This is a genomic window from Streptomyces sp. NPDC046939 (genome assembly GCF_040644575.1).
Taxonomy (GTDB): domain Bacteria; phylum Actinomycetota; class Actinomycetes; order Streptomycetales; family Streptomycetaceae; genus Streptomyces.
Map to the genome: position 1 here is coordinate 24,393 of NZ_JBEYWV010000022.1, position 17,313 is coordinate 41,705.

4 protein-coding genes are annotated in these 17,313 nt (G+C 72.7%); 1 reads left to right on the forward strand and 3 read right to left on the reverse strand.

Annotation, left to right across the window (positions count from 1 at the left end; all coding sequences use genetic code 11):
* The first annotated feature begins 12 nt into the window (after window positions 1-12).
* Entirely contained in the window at window positions 13-9,537 is a 9,525-nt protein-coding gene (locus ABZ877_RS23685) for a type I polyketide synthase (RefSeq protein ID WP_361074404.1), read from the forward strand.
* A gap of 124 nt (window positions 9,538-9,661) precedes the next feature.
* Here ABZ877_RS23685 and ABZ877_RS23690 read toward each other — a convergent pair whose 3' ends face one another.
* The 3 genes from ABZ877_RS23690 to ABZ877_RS23700 all read right to left on the reverse strand — a co-directional run bounded on the left by ABZ877_RS23690 (window position 9,662) and on the right by ABZ877_RS23700 (window position 16,890).
* A complete protein-coding gene (locus tag ABZ877_RS23690; RefSeq protein ID WP_361074406.1) occupies window positions 9,662-10,228 on the reverse strand; it encodes a LuxR C-terminal-related transcriptional regulator in 567 nt (188 codons plus the stop codon).
* Window positions 10,229-10,797: 569 nt separating this feature from the next.
* A complete protein-coding gene (locus tag ABZ877_RS23695; protein WP_361074408.1) occupies window positions 10,798-13,698 on the reverse strand; it encodes an AAA family ATPase in 2,901 nt (966 codons plus the stop codon).
* Window positions 13,699-14,001: 303 nt separating this feature from the next.
* On the reverse strand, window positions 14,002-16,890 hold the full coding sequence (locus ABZ877_RS23700) for an AAA family ATPase (protein WP_361074410.1): 2,889 nt from the start codon (window positions 16,888-16,890) through the stop codon (window positions 14,002-14,004).
* Window positions 16,891-17,313 lie beyond the last annotated feature (423 nt).

Below are 17,313 nucleotides of genomic sequence, written 5' to 3' on the forward strand. Positions count from 1 at the left end.
GTGGAGCTGAGCATGTCCACCTCCGAAGAGCGCGTCGTCTCCGCGCTGCGCGCTTCCCTCTCCGAGAACGAGCGCCTGCGCCGGCGGAACGACGAACTCGTCCGCGCTGCCACCGAGCCGATCGCCATCATCGGCATGGCCTGCCGCTACCCCGGCGACGTCACCTCGCCGGAACACCTGTGGGACCTGGTCCTCGGCGGCGTCGACGCGATCACCCCGTTCCCGGCGGACCGAGGGTGGGAGACGGCGGGCGACACCGAGCAGAACGTCACCGGGCAGGGCGGTTTCGTCACCACCGCGACCGACTTCGACGCCGGTTTCTTCGGGGTGTCACCGCGTGAGGCGCTGGCGATGGACCCGCAACAACGCCTCGTCCTGGAGACGTCCTGGGAGGCCATCGAACGCGCGGGGCTGGCCCCCAGTTCCGTGCGCGGCAGCCGTACCGGTGTGTTCGTCGGATGCAGCAACCAGAACTATGGCGCGGCCTCCGGCGAAGACCTGCCCGACGGCATCGAGGGCCACCTGCTGACCGGCAACGCGGCGAGCGTCGTCTCGGGTCGCGTGTCGTACGTGCTGGGGCTCGAAGGCCCGGCGGTGACGGTGGACACGGCCTGCTCGTCCTCCCTGGTCGCCCTGCACCTGGCCGCCCAAGCCCTGCGGGCGGGGGAGTGTGATCTGGCGCTGGCGGGTGGTGTGACGGTGATGTCCACGCCCGACGTGTTCGGGGAGTTCAGCCGTCAGGGCGGGCTCGCGGGTGATGGCCGGTGCAAGGCGTTCGGGGAGGGGGCGGACGGTACGGGTTGGGGTGAGGGCGTCGGGGTCCTGCTGGTGGAACGGTTGTCCGACGCCCGTCGCAACGGACACCGCATCCTGGCAGTCGTGCGGGGTTCGGCGGTCAACCAGGACGGCGCGTCCAACGGCCTGACCGCTCCCAACGGCCCCTCGCAGCAGCGCGTGATCCGTGCCGCGCTCGCCTCGGCGGGCCTGTCGGCCGGAGACGTGGATGCGGTGGAGGCGCACGGCACGGGCACCAAACTGGGCGACCCGATCGAGGCGCAGGCGCTCCTCGCTACATATGGGCGGGAGCGAGCCGAGGACCGGCCGCTGTGGCTCGGGTCGGTGAAGTCCAACCTGGGACACACACAGGCGGCTGCCGGTGTCGCCGGTGTGATCAAGATGGTGGAGGCGCTACGGCACGGCGTGCTCCCCGCGACTCTGCACGCGGACGAGCCGTCCTCCCACGTGGACTGGTCATCCGGCACGGTCCGCCTGCTCACCGAGCAGCAGGCATGGCCGGCGTCGGCGGATAGTCCGCGCCGCGCGGGCGTGTCGTCCTTCGGCCTCAGCGGCACCAACGCCCACGTCATCCTTGAAGAATCCCCGGACCCGGACCCGGACCCGGAATCGCAGACCAAGGCTGCTCGTACCGGCCCAACAGCCTGGCCGCTCTCCGGCCGCACCGAGGAAGCCCTGCGCGCGCAGGCAAGGGCTCTCGCGGTCTTCGCCGACAGCCACCCCGAGATCGAGCTCAACCGGTCGGGCTCCGCCCTGGCAACGACACGTACGCACTTCGAACACCGCGCAGTCGTCGTCGCGGACGACACCCCGGCCCTTACGGAGGCCCTCGACGCCCTCGCCAACGGCACCACAAGCGCGAAGATCGCGGCCGGGTACGACCGAGGAGACCAACCGCAAGCCTTCCTGTTCTCGGGCCAGGGCGCACAGCGGCCGGGCATGGGCCGGGAACTGTACGAAACCTATCCCGTGTTCGCCGAGACCTTCGACGCCGTGTGTGCGCACATCGGCGAGGAACTGTGCGACATCGTCTTCGGCGACGACGCCGAACGCTTGAGCCGTACGGAGTGGACGCAGCCCGCGCTGTTCGCGGTCGAGGTGGCGCTCTACCGCCTGGTGGAGTCGTTCGGGGTACGCCCGGACTACCTCCTCGGGCACTCCATCGGTGAGATCGCTGCCGCGCATGTGGCGGGCGTGATGTCCTTGGAGGACGCGTGCGCCTTGGTGGTGGCGCGCGGCCGTCTCATGCAGGAGTTGCCCGCTGGCGGCGTCATGGTGGCGGTGGAGGCGTCGGAGGCGGAGGTGCTGCCCCTGCTCGGGGACGAGGTGTCGATCGCGGCGGTCAATGGTCCGCAGGCCGTGGTGATCGCGGGCGTGGAGGCGGCGGTCGAACAGGTCGCCGCCGAACTCAAGCGGCAGGGCCGACGCACCTCCCGCCTGCGTGTCTCGCACGCCTTCCACTCGCCGCTCATGGAGCCGATGCTCCACGCCTTCCGTGAGGTGGCCGAGCAGATCACCTACACGCCCCCGTCCATCCCCGTCGTCTCGAACGTGACCGGACGCCTCGCCGCCGAGGGCGATCTGACCTCGGCCGACTACTGGGTCCGCCATGTACGGGAAGCCGTGCGCTTCGCGGACGGCATCGGCACGCTCACCGCCGACGGCGTGACCCGTTTCCTGGAGATCGGCCCGGACGGCACCCTCACCGCCCTCGCTCGCGCGTGCGCACCGGAGGGCGACGCCGCCCTCTTCGTCCCGGTGCTCCGCAAGGACGACCCGGAACACACAGCCGTTCTCCGCGCGATGGCGCAGTTCCATGTGGACGGCGGAGAGATCGACTGGACTGCCGTGCTGAGGACCGGTGACGGTGCGGGTACGGGTGCGGTCGATCTGCCGACGTACCCGTTCCAGCGCCGCCGCTACTGGCTCGCCCCGAACGAGACGTCCCCCGGCGCCCCTACCGGCCCGGCGCGGGCCTCGGCGGTGGTCGACGCCGAGTTCTGGGCCGCTGTCGAGCGCGAGGACCTTCCGTCGCTGGCCGCGGATCTCGCCCTGGAACCGGAGGCACTGGGACCGGTGGTACCGGCGTTGTCGAAGTGGTACCGGCAGCGACAGGACCGGGCGGCGCTCGACGCCTTGCGCCACGACATCTCATGGCGACCGCTGACCCGGGACGACGAGACGACCCCGGCGGCCGGTCAGCCCCGTACGGGCAACTGGGCCGTGTTGATCCCCACCGGCCTGGGAGCCGATTCGCGCGGCGCGGTGGACGACCTCGTCCTGGGCCTACGGAAGCAGGGGCTCACGGCGTACGTCACCGAGGCGGACCTCACCGACCCCGCGGCCTGCGCCGAAGCCCTGGCAAGCCCTGACAGCTCCGAGGGCACGCGACGCCTGGACGGGATCCTGTCGCTGGCCGGTCTCGGCGCATCCGCCGACCCGGTCGTCGGCACCCTGTCAGCGTTGCGGGCCGTCGCGGAGTCATCGGATCTGGGCGGCGTACGGATGTGGGCCCTCACCCAGGGCGCTGTCGGCGTCGGAGGCACCGATGCCGTCGCCCGGCCCGAGCAGAGCGCCGTCTGGGGGCTGGGGCGCGTCGCCGCCCTGGAACACCCCGACATCTGGGGCGGGTTGGTCGACCTGCCGACGCAGGTGGACGACCGGGTGTGCACGCGGCTCGCCGCCGTCCTGACCCGACTGAAGCCCGGCGAGGACCAGATCGCCGTACGAGCCCACGGCATCTTCGGCCGCAGGCTGACACCGGCAACCCCACTGCCCCCGGCCACGGAGAGCTGGAAGCCCGCCGGGACGGTGCTCATCACCGGAGGCACTGGCGCCCTGGGCGCACACGTGGCCCGCTGGGCGGTGGAGCGAGGCGCCCGCACCCTGCTCCTCGTCAGCCGTCGTGGCGAGTCGGCGCCCGGCGCCCGCGAACTGCGCGCCGAACTAGAGCAGTTGGGGGCCGATGTCGTGCTGGCCGCCGCGGACATCTCCGATCGCGATCAAGTCACCGCGCTGCTCGCCGAACACCGCATCGACGCCGTCTTCCACACGGCCGGGGTCCTGGACGACGGCACACTGCTGACCACCGACGCCGACCGCCTTGAAGAAGTACGGGCCCCGAAGGCCACAGGAGCACTCCTGCTCGACGAGCTGACCCGGGACCACGATCTCTCCGCGTTCGTTCTCTTCTCCTCGCTGGCGGGCACGCTGGGGAGCCCGGGGCAGGGGGCGTACGCCGCCGCCAACGCCGTCCTCGACGCCCTCGCGGAACGGCGACGCGCCGAAGGCCTCCCGGCCACCTCCCTCGCCTGGGGCCCGTGGGCCGGCGACGGCATGGCAGCGGAGTCAGGCGGACGCCGCCGAGGCCAGGGGGCGATGACGGCACTCGACCCTCGGACCGCGCTCTCGGCTCTCGGCGCCGCGCTCGACGCGGGCGTGACCACCGAACTGATTGCGGACGCCGACTGGAACCGCTTCGTCCCCGCCTTCACCACGGCCCGCCCCAGCGCACTCCTCGCACCGCTGACCCCCACACGCCCCACCGCCGAAACACGGGAGAGCGAGGGACCCGGCAACGACCTGCGCGCAAAGGCGGCCGGCCTGTCCCGCGACGCCGGGCAGCGTCTCGTACTGGAGGAAGTGCAGAGGCTCGCGGCCCAGATGCTGGGACACGACGGTCCCGAACAGGTCGGCGCGGAGCGGCCGTTCCGCGATCTGGGCGTGGACTCGCTGATCGCGGTGGAGCTGCGCAACGTCCTGGCGTCCGTGTCGGGCGTCGCCCTCCCTGCGACGGCGGTCTTCGACCACCCCACACCTGAGGCCCTGGCCGCCCACATCTACGGCGAGCTGTTCGAGGACGACACCTCCACCACCCCCACGACTGTGGCGGCGGTGGACGAGCCGGTGGCCATCGTCGGGATGGCGTGCCGTTTCCCGGGCGGCGTGGAGTCGCCCGAGGACCTGTGGGACCTGCTCATCGACGGTCGTGACGGCATCACGGACTTCCCCGCCGACCGCGGATGGTCAGCTCTGGAAGGCGTCTACGAGCGCTACGCGCAGACGGGCGGCGGGACACCGGAGTACGGCCAGGGCGGCTTCCTGTCGGATGTCGCCGGTTTCGACGCGGAGTTCTTCGGGGTGTCGCCGCGTGAGGCGTTGGCGATGGATCCGCAGCAGCGGTTGTTGCTGGAGGCGTCGTGGGAGGCGGTGGAGCGGGCCGGAATTGACCCGCGTGCGCTGCGCGGCAGCCGGACGGGTGTGTTCGCCGGGACCAACGGCCAGGACTATCCGGCGCTGCTGAGTCTGTCGGAGGGTGACTTCGGCGGTTACGTCGGTACGGGGAACGCGGCGAGTGTGGCGTCGGGCCGGGTGTCGTATGTGCTGGGGCTTGAGGGTCCGGCGGTGACGGTGGACACGGCCTGCTCGTCCTCGCTGGTCGCCCTGCACTTGGCCGCCCAGGCGTTGCGGGCGGGGGAGTGTGATCTGGCGCTGGCGGGTGGTGTGACGGTGATGTCCACGCCGGGCGCGTTCGTGGAGTTCAGCAAGCAGGGCGGGCTCGCCGGTGATGGCCGGTGCAAGGCGTTCGGGGAAGGCGCAGACGGCACCGGTTGGGGTGAGGGTGTCGGCGTCCTGCTGGTGGAGCGGCTGTCCGATGCCCGCCGCAACGGCCACCGCGTCCTGGCGGTGGTGCGGGGTTCGGCGGTCAACCAGGACGGCGCCTCCAACGGCCTGACGGCTCCCAGCGGGCCCTCGCAGCAGCGCGTGATCCGCGCCGCGCTCGCCTCGGCGGGCCTGTCGGCCGCGGACGTGGACGCGGTGGAGGCGCACGGCACGGGCACCAAGCTGGGCGACCCGATCGAGGCGCAGGCGCTCCTGGCCACGTACGGTCGGGAGCGAACGGGTGACCGGCCGCTGTGGCTGGGCTCGGTGAAGTCCAACCTGGGCCACACGCAGGCCGCCGCAGGCGTGGCCGGTGTGATCAAGATGGTGGAGGCGCTTCAGCACGGCGTGCTGCCCGCCACCCTGCACGTGGACAAACCGTCCTCACACGTGGACTGGTCATCCGGCACGGTCCGCCTGCTCACAGAACAGCAGGCGTGGCCGGTGTCGACGGATCGTCCCCGTCGCGCGGGCGTGTCCTCCTTCGGCCTCAGCGGCACCAACGCCCACGTCATCCTGGAGCAAGCCCCCGAAACCGCGCCTCCGCACCACCCCGAGACGGACGACAACGACCGCACGCTACTGCCCTGGCTCCTCAGCGCGCGCAGCCAGGCCGCTCTCCGCGCCCAGGCGGGGAAGCTGCTCACCATGCTCAAGGAGCGCGACGAATCCGCGTCCCTACCGATGGCGCGGGCTCTCGCCACGACCCGTAGCACCTTCGAGCAGCGCGCCGTCGTGCTCGCCTCGACGCATGAAGAACTCGCCGAGGAACTCCAGAACCTCCACCTGGCCGAGCCCGGCCTACGAACCGTCGTGGGCGAGGCGCGTGGCGGTGGCCGTACCGCGTTCCTGTTCTCGGGGCAGGGCGCACAGCGGCTCGGGATGGGACGCGAGCTGTACGACGCCTTCCCGGTCTTCGCGGACGCCTTCGACGCCGTATGCGCCCACGTAGGCGAGGAACTCCGCGACGTCGTCTTCGGCGACGACGCCGAGCGCCTCAACTGTACGGAGTGGACGCAGCCCGCGTTGTTCGCCGTCGAGGTGGCCCTGTTCCGGCTGGTGGAGTCGTTCGGGGTGCGCCCGGACTTCCTCCTCGGGCACTCCATCGGCGAGATCGCCGCCGCGCATGTGGCCGGGGTGATGTCACTGGAGGACGCGTGCGCCCTGGTCGCGGCGCGCGGCCGGTTGATGCAGCAACTGCCCGCCGGCGGCACGATGGTGGCCGTAGAAGCCACCGAGGCCGAGGTGCTCCCGCTGCTCAAGGACGGGGTCTCCATTGCCGCCGTCAACGGTCCGCGGGCCGTAGTGGTCGCCGGCGCCGAGACAGCCGTCGAAGACATCGCTTCGGAACTGAAGCGTCAGGGTCGGCGCACCACTCGCCTGCGCGTCTCGCACGCCTTCCACTCGCCGCTGATGGAGCCGATGCTGGACGCCTTCCGCGAGGTGGCCGAGCAGATCACCTACGGGCCCCCGTCCATCCCCGTCGTCTCGAACGTGACCGGAACCCTCGCCACCGACGGCGAGTTGACCTCGGCCGAGTATTGGGTCCGCCACGTCCGTCAGGCCGTCCGCTTCGCCGAAGGTGTCGACACGCTCACCGCCGAGGGTGTGACCCGTTTCCTGGAGCTCGGCCCCGACGCCACCCTCACCGCTCTCACCCGCACCTGCCTCCCGGACAGTGACAGTGACAGTGACGCCTTGGCCGTGCCGGTGCTCCGCAAGGACGGCTCGGAGCACGCCGCCGTGCTCCGGGCGCTGGCGGGCTTCCACGTGGACGGTGGGGAGGTGAGCTGGGCCCCCGTACTGGGCGGCGGTGCGGACGTGGACGTGGAAGTGGAGGCGGTGGACCTGCCCACGTACCCGTTCCAGCGCACCCGCTTCTGGCCCACGGTCACTGGTGGAAGCACGACAACGGCCGGGTCGGGTTCCGAGGACGACGCGTCGTTCTGGTCGATCGTCGAGGACGGGGCCTCGGACCTGGCGGACACCTTGGGAGTGCCGCAGGACACGTTGAACGCCGTGCTGCCCGCCTTGACCGAGCTGCGCCGCGGGCACGTGGAGCGCGCCGAGGTCGACGGCTGGCGGTACCGCGTCGCATGGGAACCGGTGACGCCGCCGCCCGCCACGCCCCTCAACGGGCGCTGGCTGCTGCTCCAGACGCCCGGCACCACGCCGCTGGCGGGGATCGAGCGGTTCGTCCCCGGTCTGGAGCGGGTGACCTGCGACGCCTCGGACAGGGAAGGGCTCGCGCGGTCACTGCGAGCGTCCCTCGCGGGCGTCGAGCCGACCGGCGTGCTCTCCTGCCTGGCCCTGCCCCGTACCGACGCGACCGCGTCGGCCACCGCCACCGCCACCGCGTCCGCGTCCGTAAACGCCACCGTCTCCGAGCCGGATCACCATGGCGTGGTGACCACGATGGCGCTCGTCCAGGCCCTGGGCGACGTCGAGGCGTCGGTGCCGCTGTGGGTCGTGACCCAAGCCGGTTTCGGGCCCGAACGGGCACCCGACGACCCGGCGCAGGCCGCCGTATGGGGTCTGGGACGGGCGGCGGCGCTGGAGCACCCGGACCGCTGGGGCGGCCTCGCCGACCTGTCCCCGAACCCAAACGACGACGAACTCGCCGCACTCGCCTCCCTGTTGTCGAGCGGCGGCGAGGACCAGGTGGCCGTACGCGGCGCGGCGGTTCACGCCCGCCGTCTGCGTCCGGCTCCGCTGCCCGTACGGGCGCCGGGCTCGTCCGGCGACGACGACCGTCGGCGTACACCGCGGAGCCTCCTCGTCACCGGCGGGACCGGCGCGCTCGGCGTGCGGGTCGCCGAGTGGTTCGCCGGGCGCGGGACCAGGGAGTTCATCCTGGTGAGCCGTGGTGGGCCGGATGCCCGCGGGGCGGCCGACGCGGTCGCCCGACTGGAGGCGGCGGGTGCCGAGCGCGTCGAGGTCGTCGCGTGCGACATCGCCGACCGTGCGCAGGTGGCCGCGCTGCTCGCGGCGCACCGCGTCGACGGCATCGCCCACCTCGCCGGTGTCCTCGACGTCGGCCCGATCGACGCCATGACGCCCGCCCAGGCGGAGCACGCCATGGCGGCGAAGGCGCGCGGCACGGTGTACCTCGACGAGTTGACGCGCGACCGGGACCTCGACGCCTTCGTGGTGTTCTCGTCGATCGCCGGGGTGTGGGGGAGCGGCGGCCAGGCGGCGTACGCGGCGGCGAACGCGTGGGCCGACGCCGTGGTGGAGCAACGTCGTGCTCGCGGGACGACGGGTGTCTCGGTGGCCTGGGGACCCTGGTCGGGCGGCGGGATGGTCTCCGACGCGGGCGCGGCGGAGCTGGAGCGGCGGGGCCTGCGGGTGATGGACCCGGGGCGTGCTCTGGTGGGGCTGGAGACGGCGGTGGCCGGAAGCGACGGCCCGGTGGTGGTGGCCGATGTGGACTGGCAGCGCTTCGTCCCGGCGTTCACGAGCCGCCGCCCCAGCCCGCTGCTGACGGGCTTGCCCCAGGCCGACGCGGTGGCGACGGTGCCAGAGGTGGCGGTCGCCGCCGAGGGAGCGCTGCCGCCGCTGGTCGAACAGTTCGCCGGGCTCTCGCCGCAGGGGCGCGCCGACGCCGTCCTGGCCCACGTGCGGCGCGTCGCCGCGCAGGCCCTCGGGCACACCGACATCAGCGTCGTCGGCGCCGAGCGGTCCTTCCGCGACATGGGCTTCGACTCGCTGACCGCCGTCGAACTGCGCAACGCCCTGATCAAGGACACCGGTCTGGCGCTGCCGACGACCCTGGTCTTCGACCACCCCTCGCCCGCCGCGCTCGCCCGACACCTCGATGCCGAACTCGACGGCGACGGCGGGAGCGGGACCATGGCGGCCATGCTGGCCGATCTGGAGGCCGGGTTCACCCGCATCATGAACGCCGGCCCCGACCGGGACGCCCGTACGCTGCTCGGAGCCCGTCTCAGGGCGCTCCTGGGCGAGATCGAGGCGGCGGACGCCGACGGCGAGGCGGACGACGCGTCCCTCGGTGACCGACTGGACGGCGCCAGCGACGAGGAACTGTTCGACCTCATCAGCCGCGAGCTGGAGCAGTAGCGGCGGAGCGGGGCCGCGTACATGAGCCGGCGGCCGTACCGAAGCTGGTACGGCCGCCGTGGCACAGCGGTGACGCCGCTGAGGAGCAGGAAGTAAAAAGGTGTCAGGAGCCGCTAGTTGCGGGCTACTTGATGAACTCGGGCAGCACCCGCGGCGGCCACTGGCCGACCGACAACATGCCCATCGAATGCGCGCGTGCCACCAGGGCGGCACGGTTGGGGGCCTTGAGCTTCCGCAGCATGAGGCCGACGTGGTACTCGACGCCCTGGCGGCTCAGGTAGAGCCGTGACGCGAGCTGTACGGTGGAGGCGCCGCTGGCCACTCCTTCGAGGACCTGCGCGTCGAGCTTGCTGAGCAGCTTCTCCTTGGGGTTGAAGACGCCCTCGTCGGGGTCCGTGCCGTGCACGGCCTCGTCCGGCCGGACCTGCACGACGATGCCCGCCAGGACTCCGGTCGTGTTCTGTACGGCGATGCCCGTCAGCTCCCCGGAGAAGACCCGGCCCTCGTCAGCCAGGCCGACCATGCGTGAGGCGAATCGGCTGCAGCGTCCTTCGGAGAGGCGGGTGAAGTGGCGTTTGAGCACGGAGGGGGAGCTGGGGTGCAGAAGTTCGTAGAGGTTCCGTCCGCAGATGTCGACCGAGGTGCGGCCGAACTGTACGGAGAAATCGGGCTCCGCTGCCACGATGTGCATATCGGTGTCGATATGCGCGGTGTACAGGCGGCGATTGCCCTGGGGGTGGGGCCGGCCATCGTGCTGTGTCCGCTGAGGAGCCGAGGAAGTGTGCGGAGCCGCCGCCCTGTCTCTGTTGTGCCGGGGGCCTGCTATTCGCGTGGTCACTGCGACGCACCGTCTTTCTGCATTCACCTGTGGGGGATCACTGCCGGGGGGCAGATGTGACCGGAGGAGGTGCCGCGTGCCGGGGTCCGGGGGTTTCTCGATGGCCCGTCACGAGCGCCTCGGATCAACTGGTGTCGAGCCTAGGAATCGTCGCGCGGGCGGGTCAAGCAAACTTTTGCGTGGCTGCAAAACATTGTGGTTCGGTGGTTCGGTGGTGCGGTGGGGGAGGGGCCGGGGTGGTGCGGCCACGCCATCGGCACCCCGTCTGAGCGGGAACGGGTCACGCAGAGTGAGGTATTGGTTTCGGCTTCAATCGGGTTCGGGGTGTACGTGCGCTGTCGCGCGGAGACCTCCGGAGCGCGGTGCGTGCAATGTTTGCCCGTTTCCCGAGCAACGATGCCCGTATCGTGCCCGATTCGGGATCACTGCTCCTCGTCGAGCCTTTTGAGGGCCGCGCGCAACTCGGGGCGTCCGGAAATCCCGAGTTTTCGATAGGAGTTGGTGAGATGTTTTTCCACCATGCGTGAGGAGGTGCCCAGTTCATTGGATATCCGCGAGTTGCTGTGGCCGCTCGCCGCGAGGTGGGCGACCTTGCGCTCCGAGGGCGTGAGCCGGGTGGCGGACGCCGCGGCCCTGCCCGTCTTCTCGGCCAGTCTGCCGCGTATCTCCTCGGCCAGTTCGGGAAGGCCGTGGTCCTGGGCGAGCTCCAGGGCCCGTTTGAGGGCCGGGGCTCTCCGGTTGCGCTTCGTCTCCCGGTGGGTGCCGAGGGCGTACAGCGCCCGGCACAGGTCGTAACCGTTGGTGCCTTGCGTGAGCAGCGCGACGGCCTCGTCGAGCGCCTCGACGCCCGCTGGTCCGGCGGTGACCCTGCCGAGGACGATCAGCGAGCGGCCCAGGCGGGAGTCGGAGCCCCAGGCGCGGTAGCGGTCGACCTCGAGTCGGGCCGCGGCGACGGCCTCCTCGTGCTCGCCGAGGCGGCGGTGCATGAGGGCGGCGCACGAGGACCAGGGCAGGACGACCGGGTTGAGCCAGCCGATCCGCTCGGTGCACCGGCCGGCCGCCCGGTAGTGGTCGAGCGCGGTCCTGGGGTCGTCGCGCCGGGCCGCGAGCGATCCGCGCGCGACGTGCAGGATGGCCGCCAGGTGTGGGTTCTCGGTGTGCAGCCGGTGCTGGGTGAGGATCTGCTCGGCCAGTTCCGGGCGGCCGGTGTTCATCGCGACGATCGCGAGGACGGCCGCGCACACGGTGGGCAGCCCGCCGGTCTCCGGGCCCGCGAGGGCGTCCGCCTGGATGATCTTGTCCCGGGCGTAGGCGCGGTGGCCGTCGGCGAGGGCGACCAGCGCCTGCTCGCAGCGGATGACGGCCTGTTCCACGTCACCGCCGCGCCGCTGCGCGAGCCGGTTGGCCTCGCGCAGCCAGGCGGCCGCGCCCTCGACCTGCCCGGCACCGGCCAGGATGTTCACGGCCAGCGGCACCGTGGTGTGGACGTGCTCGGGCGTAGGCGGTTCCCGTTCGAGGAGACGAGTGGACAACGATGTCAGGTGCGGAGCGGTGGCCGCGTTGGCCACGAACGCGATGTGCATGAGGGAGGTGACCAGTTCCCGCTCGCCCGTGGTGGCGAGGCGGGGCGCCGGGCCCAGGTCGCGGAAGCGGCGCAGAGCCCGCTGGATGTGCCGGGGGTCCTGCGCGGACAGGATGTGTTCGCGCGCCTCCAGGCGCAGGGCCAGTTCGTGCTCCGTCCGGTCCGTGTCCTCGGTGCCCGAGCGCCGCAGTTCGTCGGCGACGGCGGCCCGGATGGTGTCGATGCGGAAGGCCGGCGGGTCCATCTGGAGCGGCCCGAGCCGCACGATCGCGTCGGCCCGCTCCCGTACCGAATCGAGGAGCGGCATGGCCTCCACGACATGGCGCAGTGAAGCGGCGGTGGCGAAGCTCCGCTCGGCGGTCGCGAGGTCGACGAAGAGCAGGGCCCGGTCGTGTCCGGAGAGCGAGGCGTCGAGCAAGGCACGGCGCAGATAGCGCGCCGCGTCCCGGGGCGAACCGCGGCGCAGGGCGCTGTCCGCGGCGGTCCGCAGGATCTGTACCGCCTCCGGGCCGCGCAGGGAGATCGCGCCCATGAGGTGCTCCGCGGCGAGTTCGGCCGGGTGGCCGGTGCGGTGCAGCAGCTCGGCCGCGACCCCGCGCATCGCGGTGCGCTCCTCGGCGGGCATGTTCTCCTCAAGGAGGTCCCGCAGGACCGTGCCGGAGGTAAGTCTGCACGCGCGCGGGTCGGCGAGTCCGACGCGGCGCAGCACGTCGAGCGCCTCGGTGAGCCCCGCGCTGTCGATCTCGGCGAGGCGGGCGGCGAACCGCGCGTCCGCCGCCGGGCCGAGGACGGTCAGCGCGTAGGCGGTGCGCCGCACATGGTCGGGCTGCGACCGCAGGAAGGCGTCGAGGCGCTCACGCACGCGCTCGGGGCGCAGCGTCGCGGCGACGGCCGCGTCCGCCGCCGTGGGGCACAGTCTCAGGTAGTGCGCCTCGTCCAAAATGGCGCGCAGCAGCAGGGGGTTGCCGCCGGAGCGGGCCGCCACGGTGTCCACGAACACTGCGTCCGGCGTGTCCCCGAAGGTCTTCTCCACGAGCAGGCGCACGCTGCTCCGGCCGAGCGCGGACAGCTCCAGGGCCTGGTCGTACGGCGCGTCGGCGGCGGGCTCGCAGGCGCGTTCGGCCGGCGACGGCCCCGCCGCGCCCGGCAGCGGGGCGAGGAGGTCGCGTACGTGCTGGCGGTTGCCGCGCACGTCGCCGGGGAGCACGGAGAACACGAAGAGGATCCGTCTTCGCGCGCGCTGCGCCAGCGGCAGGGCGAGTGCCTGGAGCGAGTCGATGTCCGCCCACTGGAGGTCGTCCACCATGAGGACGACGGGCCGGTCCTCGGCGAGGGCGCCGAGGAAGGCCGCCAGCCACCGGGGGGCCTGCTGCCAGGTGAGGGCGGACCAGGGCGGGCGGCCCGCGACCAGGTCCTCGGGCGGGATCGCGGGCAGGCCCTCGGGCAGCGAGCCGGCCGCCCGCCGCAGCAGGTCCGCGATCTCCTCGGGCGGGGTGACCCCGCGCAGGGAGTCCACCAACTGCCGTACCACGCCGAGCCGGAACCTCTCCTCGGCGGCCGACGCCTGGGCCCTGAGCAGCAGGACGTCCTGCTCGTGCAGGAGGCCGGCCAGGGACTCCAGGAACGTCGACCGGCCCACGCCCATGGGGCCGTGGACGACGAGGAGCGAGCCCTGTCCGTTCGCGGCGCGGCGCAGGGCCTCGGTGGCCTGCGCCAGGGCCGACTCACGCTCAAGCAACACGGTGCCGGTACTCCCTCTCGGCGTGCTCGGCCCCGTCACGGACGGGCCGCCGGTGCTCCGGGACGGCCGGACGCGGGCGATTCCAGGAGTAGCTCATGCCAGGTGAAGTCCCGAAGGTGCACTGATTGTTGCTTGAAGTCTTGAACGTCAGCAGATCACGGCAAGAGGTCTACCAGCAAGGGGAGAAAGAAGGGCAATGCACCCATATCGTTTTGCGCCAAATTGCAGAAAGCGCATACAAACGTCACTCTGTCGGCGTGCCGGCGAAATCGACAGCATACCGACAGCATTTCGACAGGTCGATCACGTCCCGCGCGTGATGCGCCCCGCGTCCGCCGCTTCCAGGGCGTCCCGCAGTTCACGCCGCCCGGACAGGCTCAACTTGCGGTACACCGAGGTCAGATGGACCTCCACGGTCCGCTGCGTGACGAACAGCGTTTCGGCGATCCACGCGTTGGAGCGGCCGTCCGCCGCGAGCCGGGCCACCTGCGACTCGCTCTGCGTGAGCGCCCCGAGGCCCCGGGAGACCGGACGGCGAGGCCGCGCCCCCGTCGCGAGCAGCGCCCGGTGGGCGACCGTGTGCAGGGACTGGGCGCCGATCGTGTACGCCTCCTCCCAGCCCTGGCGCAGTACCTCGCGGGCGGCCTTCTTGTACCCGAGCCGCTGGAGCGCCTGCCCGCGCGCGACCCGGACCCGGGCGCGCTCCAGCGCCGCCCCGGTGCCCGCGAGCACCTGCTCGGCCTCCTCCAACAGCGGCGCCCGCTCGTCGTCGCCGACCGCCTGCGCCCACAGGCCGAGCCCGGCGCCCAGCGCGCACGGCAGGTTCGCGGCCCGCGCCCGGCCGACCGCCTCCTCGGCCAGCGCGAGGGCCGCGTGGCGGTCGCCCAGGGCGAGATGGGCGTGCCCGGCCCAGTACCACCAGGACGAGAGGGCCGGGCTGACGCGCTGCCACTGGCCCTGTCGGCGGCCGCACTCCGCGAGGTGGTGCAGGGCCCGCTCGGGATCGTTCAGCGCGAGGTGCAGTCGGCCACGGGCGCACAGCACCTCGTTCCACTGCCAGGCGTCGTGCTCGACGGGGTCGGGGATCTCCTCGTCCAGGAGCGACGCCGCCTTCACCTCACCCCGGTCGAGCAGCGTGTGCAGACGCACCGCGAGCGGCAGCGCCTGTTGCGCGGTGGCCCGTGGGACGGACACGTCCTCCAGGGCCGTCGCGGTCATGCGCAGCGCCTTGTCGAGCGCTCCGAGGCGGTGGTGCGCCTCCGCGCTGAGCGCGAGCAGGATCGTCTGGGTGCGGTCCAGCAACGGGTCCGTGCCGTACAGGAGTTGGCGGTAGACCCGCTCCGCCTCGTGCGGCAGGTCGGCGTAGAGGAGGGCGGACGCTGCCGAGCCGAGGAAGGCGGCGGCGTCGGTGGTCGCCGAGCCGCGGCCGGTGACGAGGCGGGCGGCGGCGACCGATGCGGCGACGCGGTCGAGGCGGGAGACGCAGATGACGGCGCGGGCCGCGAGCAGGGCACGCGCCTCGGGGGTGTCGCCGGGCAGCGAGAGGTCGAAGCTCACCGTCCGCAGGAGTTCGCTGTAGCCGGCGCGGTGGACCGTGGCCGCCATCAGCAGTCGCGCCTCGATCAGATGCCGGGCGGCGACGCCGGACGCCGGTGTCTCCGCGTCGGGGCGGTGGCGGTCCAGCAGGGCCACCGCGCGGGCCACCTGCCCCTGACGGGTGTACGCCTCGACGAGAGCGCCCAGCGCCGTCAGCCGCAACTCCGGCCGCGACGCCCGCTCCAGACCTGCCGTCAGATGGCGGACCCCGGCCCGCGGGTCGACGCGTGCCTCCGCCACGCCGAGTTCGACCAGCAGGCTCGGCTCACACGTGTCCTCGGCGCCCTCCGGGACGCAGGGCCGCAGCAGCTCCGCCGCCCGCTCCGGCGAGCCGCGCAGCATCGCCTCACGGGCCGCTTCCCGCAGCACGGCGCGGGCCCACGGCTGCGGCTCGGTGTCCGGGGCGCGGCACAGGTGCTCGGCCACGTCCGCGGGCCGCGCCCCGCTGTCGTGGAGCAGGCGCGCGGCCCGGCGGTGGGCGGAGGCGAGTTCGTCCTTCGGCATGTCGCCGAGGACGACGTCGCGCAGCAAGGCATGGGAGAAGGACCAGGTGCCGTCGTCGTCGGAGGTGACGAGCCCGATGGAGATGAGTACGAGGACCGCGCGGGCGAAGGCGGTGCTGTCCAGATGGGCCAGGCGCGCGCATGTCTCCGAGGACGCGCCGTCGCCGAGCACGGCGAGGGCCCGGGCCGCCTGGACGGTGGCCCGCGGCTGGCGGTGCAGCAGCCGCGCGGCCCGCAGTCGGAAGGCGGGGACGTGCTGTTCGCCCAATGACGTGAAGTGGGCCGCGGTGAGCGGCAGTTGTTCGTCGCGCAGCGCCATGAGCAGTCGGGTCACCATCAGCGGGTTGCCGTTGGTGGCGGCCAGGCAGGACTCCTGGAAGTCGGTGTCGGTCTCCGCCCCGATGAGTCTGCGGGCCAGCAGGCCGATGCCCGCGCTGGTGAGCGGGCGGGGCCGCAGGATGTGGCAGAGGGGCAGGGCCGCCACCTCGTTCAAGGGCGGCACGTGGGAGCCGCTGCGTCTGACGAGCGCCAGGAGCACCGGCAGCCCGGCCAGGCGGCGCGCGGTGTGGGCGAGGAACCGCAGCGACGCGGAGTCGGCGTCGTCGGCGTCGTCGACGGCGATCACCAGCGGTCCGTCGGCCGCGGCGGAGCGGACGGTCTCGTGGAGCTCGGCCAGGACGCCGAAGGAGACCGTGGAGGTGTCGACGTCGGAGCAGGGGAGTCCGCGCGGGTGCGGTGCGGAGCCGCCGGGCGCACTCGGGCAGGCGGTCAGGGCCGACGCGGCCGGGCCGTCCGCGCCGAGCCCGGCAAGCAGGGAGTGCGCGGTGCTCAGCGGCAGCCGGTGTCCCGTCTGTCCGGTGCGGGCGTGCGCGATGCGCAGACCTTGCTCACGGGCCCGGGCGAGCAGCGCGTGCAGCAGGGTCGTCTTGCCGATGCCGTCGGGGCCTTCGAGGAGCACCAGGGAGGGGCCGCCCGCCGCGGTGTGCCGGGTCAGCTCGGCGAGGAGGGCGAGTTCGCGCTCGCGCTCCACCGGTTCCGGGTCCGGCTCGTCGGGCTGCCGATCCCCGGGGCTGCTCCCGTGCGCAGCGGTCATCGCCCTGTCCTCCCTCCCGGAACACCGGTGGCGGCGGCCCGGGACGCGCGTGTGCGGTCTGAGGGGCGATCGCGTGCACACCGTCCGCCCGGCCCCGTACCCCCTTGCTGCCGCTGTCCTGCCCCTGCCCCCGCCATCCTGGCCCATGCCGAACTGGGGGAAGCCCTAGATCAGTTCTTTCGATGACCGACCGCCGATCCACTGCGCGCGTGCAGCCGCTCGCGCCAGGGCGGGCTCACTCTCCACGCGGGCGGCGTCTGCCTCGGGCAGGCACAGACAGACGTCCCGGCTCCCGTCCTCCCCGGACGTCGTGGCCACGGTGTTGGACTCCAGACAGCGCCGCACCTCCCGCGCGACGGCGCCCAGCGGCGCCTCCCGCAGCGCCCCGCCGCGAACCGGGTCGTGACGGTGGCGAGCTTATTG